We start from the raw sequence: 6,677 nt of genomic DNA, 5'->3' as shown, positions 1-6,677 counted from the left end.
GTGCGGGCGTGGCGATCACCGAGCCCGTGCCGCTGTACATGACCGAGGCGAGCGGCCTGGTCGACAGGACACCCGCGGAGTTCAGCGAGGCGATCGAGGAGGGTGACGACGTCGCCCCGCGGATCCTCCGGGAAAACTTGGCGCTGTTCAGCGGCAGGAAGGTAAAGGCCCTCGTCTACAACGAGCAGACCTCCGGCCCGGAGACCGAGAAGACCGAGCGGGCGGCCAAAGCGGCCGGCATCCCCGTCGTGCCCGTGACCGAGACTCTGCCGAAGGGCAAGGACTACCTCGGCTGGATGACGGCCAACGTCGACGCGCTCGCGGGCGCACTGGCCGAGTGACCCCGATATCCGGGCAGGACGGCGTTCCTGTCATCAGTCTGCGCGGCGCGGCCCTGTCGTACGGCGCCCGTGAGGTGTGGAGCGGCCTCGATCTCGATGTGCGGGCCGGGGAGTTCCTGGCCGTGCTGGGGCCGAACGGTGCGGGCAAGACCAGTTTCGTACGGGCGCTGCTGGGCCGCAGGCCGCTGTCCGCCGGGACGCTGACCGTCCTCGGCCGCCCGGCGCGCGACGCCGCCCGGGAGATCGGCTACGTCCCGCAGCAGGCAGCGCTGTCCGCCCAGGCCATGCTGCGCGCCCGGGACCTCGTACGGTTCGGCATCGACGGGCACCGCTTCGGGCCACGGCTGCGCACCGGCGGGGTCCGCCGCCGGGTGGACGAGATTCTCGAGGCGGTCGGGGCGTCGGCCTACGCCGATGTCCCGCTCGGGATGCTGTCCGGCGGCGAACGGCAACGCGTCCGCATCGGGCAGGCCCTGGCCACCGACCCGCGGATCCTGCTGTGCGACGAGCCGCTGCTGTCGCTCGATCTGCACCACCAGCGAGCCGTCACCGAGCTGATCGACACCCGGCGCCGCGCCCACGGCACGGCGGTGGTCTTCGTGACGCACGAGATCAACCCGGTGCTGGGGCCGGCCGACCGGGTGCTGTACCTGGCCCCCGGCGGCCACCGCGTCGGCACCCCGGACGAGGTGCTGACCTCCGAGTCGCTGTCCCGGCTGTACGGCACGCAGGTCGACGTCGTACGGGTGCGCGGCCGGGTGGTGGTTGCGGGCGCGCCCGACGAACCGGCGCACCATCCCGAGCCGTCGGACGAGACGGACGGAGTGCGCGCATGACGCTCGCCGCCGGGATCTGGCACCAGATCTTCGACTTCACCGACTACGGCGAACTCCTCGCCCTGGTCCGCAACTCCCTCGTCGCGGGCGTGGCGCTGGGGCTCGTGGGCGGGCTGGCCGGGGTGTTCGTGCTGATGCGGGACCTGCCGTTCGCGGTGCACGGCATCAGCGAACTGTCCTTCGCGGGCGCCTCGGCGGCACTGCTGCTGGGCGCGAACATCGTGGCGGGCTCGATCGCCGGCTCGCTCCTCGCGGCCGGGGCCATCGGGGTACTGGGGACACGGGCCCGGGACCGCAACTCGGTGATCGGCATCATCATGCCGTTCGGGCTGGGCCTGGGCGTGCTCTTCCTGGCCCTCTACAAGGGCCGGGCGGCCAATAAGTTCGGGCTGCTCACCGGGCAGATCGTGGCCGTGGACACCCCGCAGATGTCGTGGCTGCTCGGCACGTCCGTGCTGGTGCTCATCGCCCTGGCGGTCATGTGGCGTCCGCTCGCCTTCGCCAGCGCCGATCCGGATGTGGCGCAGGCGCGCGGGGTGCCGGTGCGGGCGCTGTCCTTCGCGTTCATGCTGGTGCTCGGGCTCGCGGTCGCCCTGTCGGTGCAGGTCGTCGGCGCGCTGCTGGTGCTCACGCTGGTCGTCACCCCGGCCGCTGCCGCCGCCCGCGTCACCGCGTCGCCGGTGCTGCTGCCCGTGCTGAGCGTGCTGTTCGCCGTGGCCTCGATCGAGGGCGGCATCCTGCTCGCGCTGGGCAGCAGCATCCCCATCAGCCCCTACGTCACGACGATCTCGTTCGCCATCTACGCGGTGTGCCGGGTGGCCGGTCGGCGGCTCAGCGTTCGAAGACCACCTGCCCGTCGAACACGGTGAGATCCACCCGCACTTCGGTGATCTCGTGCGGGTCGAGGCCCAGCAGCGGCCGGTCCAGGACGCACAGGTCGGCGGCCCGGCCCGGTTCTACGGTGCCCTTGAAGTCGTCGGCGAAGTCCTGCCAGGCGGCGGTGGCCGTGTAGGCGCGCAGGGCGTCGGCGAGCGGCACGCACTGTTCGGGGCCGCTGGGCCGGCCGCTGGCCTTGGACTCGCGCAGCATCATCGAGGCCACGCCCTGCCGCCAGTCAGGCTCGGTGATCGGGGCGTCGGAGCTGGCGCAGACCCGCACTCCGGCGTCGAGCGCGGAGCGCACCGGCCACTGGTAGGCGGAGCGTTCGGGGCCCACGACCTCGTCCATCAGGTCGGAGATGGTCCATTTGATGGCGGGGTTCATGTTGACGCCGTAGCCGTGTGCGGCGAGCTTGGCCAGGCTGCCGGGGCTGATGAAGTCGCCGTGGATGACGTAGTGGCGGGCGTCGGGGCGGGGCGCCGCCGTCTCGGCGGCGACGAAGGCGTCCACGACCGTGTCGATGGCCCGGTCGCCGGTGACGTGCACGCCGAGCTGGAAACCGGCCTCGTGGGCGACCCGGATCATCTCGCGCAGTTCGTCCGCCTGGAGCGCGGGGGTGTCGCCGTGCACGCACAGGGCGCCGTGACCGCCTTCCGGGTAGGGCTCGCTCATCCATGCCGTGCGGTTGGGCGGTACGCCGTCGCCGAAGACCTTGACGCCGATGGCCCGCAGCAGCCGGGGGTCGGCCGACTCGGGGCGGCGCAGTTCGGCCAGGCCCTTGCGGACGTCGGCGGCGGAGCCGCCCATGGGGGCGGGCAGGAGCAGGACGCTGACCCGGGCCTGGAGTTCGCCGCTCGCCGCGAGTTCGGCGTACGCGGTCCAGTTCTCGGTGCTCAGGCCGCCGAACAGGGTTCCGGCGCCGCCGGGGCCGAGGCCCGGCTCAGTGTAGCTGGTGATGCCGCGCGCGTGCAGCTCGCTGATCACGCCCTGGATGGCCTGGCGGCGCTGGGCGACGGTGGGGGCGGGCAGCTCGGCCTGGACGAGCCGCCCGGCGGCCTCGCGCAGGATGCCGGTCGGCCGGCCGTCGGGGTCGTGGTCGATGACGCCGCCGGGCGGGGGCTCGGTGTCCGCGTCGATGCCGCAGCGGCGCAGTGCCTCGGAGTTGGCCCACACCATGTGCGAGGAGAAGTCGGTCAGACAGACCGGGTGGTGCGGCGCCACCGCGTCCAGGTCACGGCGGTGCGGGAAGCGGCCCGGATCGGCCAGGCACTCGGCGAGATAGCCGGGGTCCCAGCCCAGGCCGACGATCCAGTCGCCGTCCGGGGCGTCCCGTGCCGCCCGGCCCACGGCGGTGGCGATGTCCGCGAGGGAACCCACCGCCGGATGGCCGACGTCGATGGCGAACGGCGGTTTCGTCATCCCGTAGGCGGCCCCGTGCAGATGCGAGTCGTTGATGCCGGGCAGCACGCTCCGGCCGCCCAGTTCGACGATCCGCGTGCCGGGTCCGGCCAGGGCGCGCATCTCCGCGTCGCTGCCGACGGCCAGGATGTCCCGGCCGCGCACGGCCACGCCCTCGGCGACGGTGAAGGCGGCGTCGACGGTGAGGACCTGGCCGCCGGTCAGGACGAGGGTGGGAGCGGTGTCGCTCACGGGTGCGGTGTCGCTCACGAGTGACCTCATTTCGGGTTCGGGGGGGAGGTGGGTCAGCGCCCCGTGCGGGGTGCGAAGTACGCGAGGGCCGCGCCGGCCACCAGTGCGACGCCCTGGGCCATCTGCTGCCAGAACGTCGGCACGTTCAGCAGGGTGAGGCCGTTCTGCAGGCCGCCGAGGAAGAGCACGCCGAGCAGGACGCCGAGGATCGAGCCGGTGCCGCCGGTGAGGGCGACTCCGCCGAGCAGCACCGCGGTGAGCACGGTGAGTTCGAACCCGGCCCCGGACGTTCCGGCGACCACGCTGTCCAGCACCGACGCCTTGACGGCCCCGGCCAGGGCAGCGGCCACGCCGGTGACGACGAACAGCGCGAACGGGGTACGGCGGACCTGGATGCCGGAGAGGTGGGCGGCCTCCCGGTTGACGCCGATGGCGAAGACGTGGCGTCCGGCCGGGGTGAGCGCCAGGAAGAGCACGCCCGCCGCCAGCACCAGCGCCGCGATGGCGACCGGCGCCGCGACCCCGGCGATCCGCGCCCCACCGATCCAGGCGAACCCGGAGCCGAAGCCGCTCAGCGGCAGCGGGAACAACTGCTGTGCCAGGCCCCGTACGGCGGTCAGCATCCCGAGGGTGACGATGAACGCGGACAGGCCGAAGTAGCAGCACAGGACGCCGTTCACCGCCCCGACCGCCGCCCCGGCGGCGAGCGCCCCCAGCAGGGCGACGGCGGGCGACTGGTGGTGCTGCCCGGCCAGCCAGCCCGCGACCAGCCCGCCGAGGGCGAGCGTGGAGCCGACCGACAGGTCGAGGTAGCCGCTGATGACGAGCAGGGCCAGCGGGACGGCGACGATGGCGAGCGTGGCGGCGTCGGTGGCGATGCCGCTCAGGTTGGCCGGGTCGAGGAAACTGCCCGTGGTCAGCTGGAAGACCAGCACCATCGCGACGAGCACGAGGAGGAGCGGGTTGCGGCGTACGGTGTCCAGCCCGCCCGTGGCCAGGAGTCGGGGGCGCGTGAGGACGCGGTCGGCGGTGGTCATGCTGCTCCTTCGGCGGGCAGGGGGGTGTGGACGGCCGACAGCAGGGCCTGTTCGGTGAGTTCGGCACCCGAGAGTTCGCCGGCGATCCGTCCCCCGGCGACGATCAGGCAGCGGTCGGCGAGCGCCACGACCTCCTCGGGGTCGCTGGAGGCGAACAGCACGGCGGTGCCGCGCTCGGCGGCGAGGGACGACACGACCCGGTAGATCTCCTGCCGGGCGCCCACGTCGACGCCCTGCGTCGGCTCGTCCAGCAGCAGGACGTCGACGTGACGGGCCTCGTTGATCCACCGTCCGAGGACGAGCTTCTGCTGGTTGCCGCCGGAGAACGCGCCCGCCGGCAGCCCGGGCCGGGCCGGACGCAGCCCCACCGCCGTGGCCAGCGCCTCGAACACCCGCCGCTCGGTGCGCAACGCCCGTACGCCGTGGCGGGCCAGGGGCCGGACGGCCGGCAGCAGCGTGTTGTCCTGCGCGGACAGCGAAGGGAACAGACCCTGTGCGCGCCGGTCCGCCGGCACGAGCGCGATCCCGGCGGCGAGCGCGTCGGCCGGCCGGAGGGGGGCGACGGTGCGGTCACCGACCCGGATCGTTCCGGCGGTGGCGCGGCGCCTGCCGTAGAGCGTCTCCAGGATGCGGGTCCGGCCGGAGCCGATGAGCCCGAACAGGCCGACCCGTTCACCTTCACGGACGGTGACATCGACGGGGCCGAAGCCGGGGCCGCGCAGGGCTTGGACGACGAGCCGGGGCGGGGGCGAGGTGCGCCGGGAGCCGGGGACGTCAGGGGCCGGCGTGTACGCGGGGTCGCGCCCGTCTCGGCTGGGAGTGCGCCGTGGTTCATGGGCGTCCGAACCGGGCCCGCGCCCCGGCTCACGCGCATCCGAACCGGGCCCGCGCCCCAGCTCCTCGGCGTCCCGGGCGGGCCCGTGCGGCGGGCGCTGCACGTCCGTGGCCGCCGCGCGGCCAAGCCCGGGCGCGGCCCCCGGCGGCCTGCCCGCGATCGCCGCGACCAGTTCGGCCCGGGTCTGCCCGGCCACCGTGCCCTGGTGCGCGACCCGTCCGTCGCGCAGGACCGTCACCGCGTCCGCGAGCCGTTCGACCTCCGCCAGCAGGTGGGTGACGTAGACGATGGCGAGCCCCTGGGTGCGCAGGTCCTCGACGCGTTCGGCCAGGGCGTCGGTCTCCGCGCCGGACAGGGCGGCCGTCGGTTCGTCGAGGACCAGGACGGAGGCGCTGCGGCTGAGGGCCTTGGCGATCTCGACCAACTGCCGCTGCCCCATGGGCAGATCGCCCACCCGGTCGCGCGGGGAGCACCGGGCCGCGACCCGCTCCAGCAGCCCGGCGGCGACGTCCTCCTGGGCGCGCCGGTCGATGCGGCCGTACCGGGTCCACTCCTGGCCGAGGAAGATGTTCTCCGCCACGGTCAGAGCGTCGACCACGCTGAGCGTCTGGAAGATGATCGCCACGCCGGCCGCGATCGACTCGCGGGGACTGAGGCGGGTGTGTGCCGTCCCGCCCACCTCGATGGTCCCGGCGTCGGGCGGGTAGGCACCGCCCAGGCACTTGATGAGGGTGGACTTGCCGGCGCCGTTGTGGCCGAGCAGGGCGTGCACCTGGCCGGCGGGGACGGTGAGGTCCACGCCGTCCAGTGCCCTGACTCCGCCGAAGGACTTGGTCAGGCCGCGGATACGGAGGTTCGTGGTCGTCATCGTGGTGGGCCTAGGCGTTCTGCGCGAGGAGCGCGTCGATTTTGGCGGTGTCGGCGCGCTGGACCAGCGTGATCGGCACCTGGGCGCTGGGGTTCGCCTTGCCCGCCGCGACCGCGCGCGGCACCTCGACGATGGCGGCGGCGATGTCCTTCGGCGCCAGGGCGGCGGAGGCCCGGTAGAAGGTGCCCTGCTTGACGGCGAGGAGCGAGGGCGCGGAGCCGTCCTGTCCGC

6 protein-coding genes and 1 pseudogene are annotated in these 6,677 nt (G+C 73.9%); 3 read left to right on the top strand and 4 right to left on the bottom strand.

The genetic code is table 11. The features are described from left to right. From ACFTZL_RS38590 to ACFTZL_RS38580, 3 genes are all read left to right on the top strand, one after another. The coding region (locus ACFTZL_RS38590) for a metal ABC transporter solute-binding protein, Zn/Mn family (protein WP_382593228.1) at positions 1-341 on the top strand (341 nt) is incomplete at its 5' end. After that, positions 338-1,177, top strand: a complete 840-nt coding sequence (locus ACFTZL_RS38585) for a metal ABC transporter ATP-binding protein (protein WP_382593225.1) — start codon at positions 338-340, stop codon at positions 1,175-1,177. The genes ACFTZL_RS38590 and ACFTZL_RS38585, both read left to right, overlap by 4 nt. Beyond that, positions 1,174-2,046, top strand: coding sequence for a metal ABC transporter permease (locus ACFTZL_RS38580; protein WP_382593222.1), 873 nt, complete (start codon positions 1,174-1,176; stop codon positions 2,044-2,046). Before ACFTZL_RS38585 ends, ACFTZL_RS38580 begins: the two co-directional genes overlap by 4 nt. On the opposite strand, the gene ACFTZL_RS38575 is transcribed toward ACFTZL_RS38580, so the two are convergent. The 4 genes and pseudogenes from ACFTZL_RS38575 to ACFTZL_RS38560 form a co-directional block, all read right to left on the bottom strand. Continuing rightward, positions 2,009-3,706 (bottom strand): amidohydrolase, encoded by a 1,698-nt coding sequence (locus ACFTZL_RS38575; RefSeq protein WP_382593231.1) that lies wholly within the window; start codon positions 3,704-3,706, stop codon positions 2,009-2,011. The genes ACFTZL_RS38580 and ACFTZL_RS38575 overlap by 38 nt on opposite strands. 53 nt (positions 3,707-3,759) lie before the next feature. Beyond that, entirely contained in the window at positions 3,760-4,743 is a 984-nt protein-coding gene (locus ACFTZL_RS38570; protein ID WP_382593219.1) for an ABC transporter permease, read from the bottom strand. Continuing rightward, positions 4,740-6,446, bottom strand: coding sequence for a sugar ABC transporter ATP-binding protein (locus tag ACFTZL_RS38565; protein ID WP_382593215.1), 1,707 nt, complete (start codon positions 6,444-6,446; stop codon positions 4,740-4,742). The genes ACFTZL_RS38570 and ACFTZL_RS38565 overlap by 4 nt, the downstream gene beginning before the upstream one ends. A 10-nt stretch (positions 6,447-6,456) precedes the next feature. Next, positions 6,457-6,677 (bottom strand): annotated as a pseudogene (locus tag ACFTZL_RS38560) (carbohydrate-binding protein); the annotation flags it as partial.

Source organism: Streptomyces sp. NPDC056948, from assembly GCF_042674225.1.
GTDB classification, from domain to species: domain Bacteria; phylum Actinomycetota; class Actinomycetes; order Streptomycetales; family Streptomycetaceae; genus Streptomyces; species Streptomyces purpurascens.
Note: the sequence above shows the minus strand (reverse complement) of the source record. Positions and strands in the feature narration are given on the sequence as shown.

What these genes read in the sequence shown, in the direction of transcription:
- ACFTZL_RS38580 (WP_382593222.1), top strand. Translation starts at nt 1,174, where the DNA reads ATGACGCTCGCCGCCGGGATCTGGCACCAGATCTTCGACTTCACCGAC.
- ACFTZL_RS38565 (WP_382593215.1), bottom strand. Translation starts at nt 6,446, where the DNA reads ATGACGACCACGAACCTCCGTATCCGCGGCCTGACCAAGTCCTTCGGC.
- ACFTZL_RS38570 (WP_382593219.1), bottom strand. Translation starts at nt 4,743, where the DNA reads ATGACCACCGCCGACCGCGTCCTCACGCGCCCCCGACTCCTGGCCACG.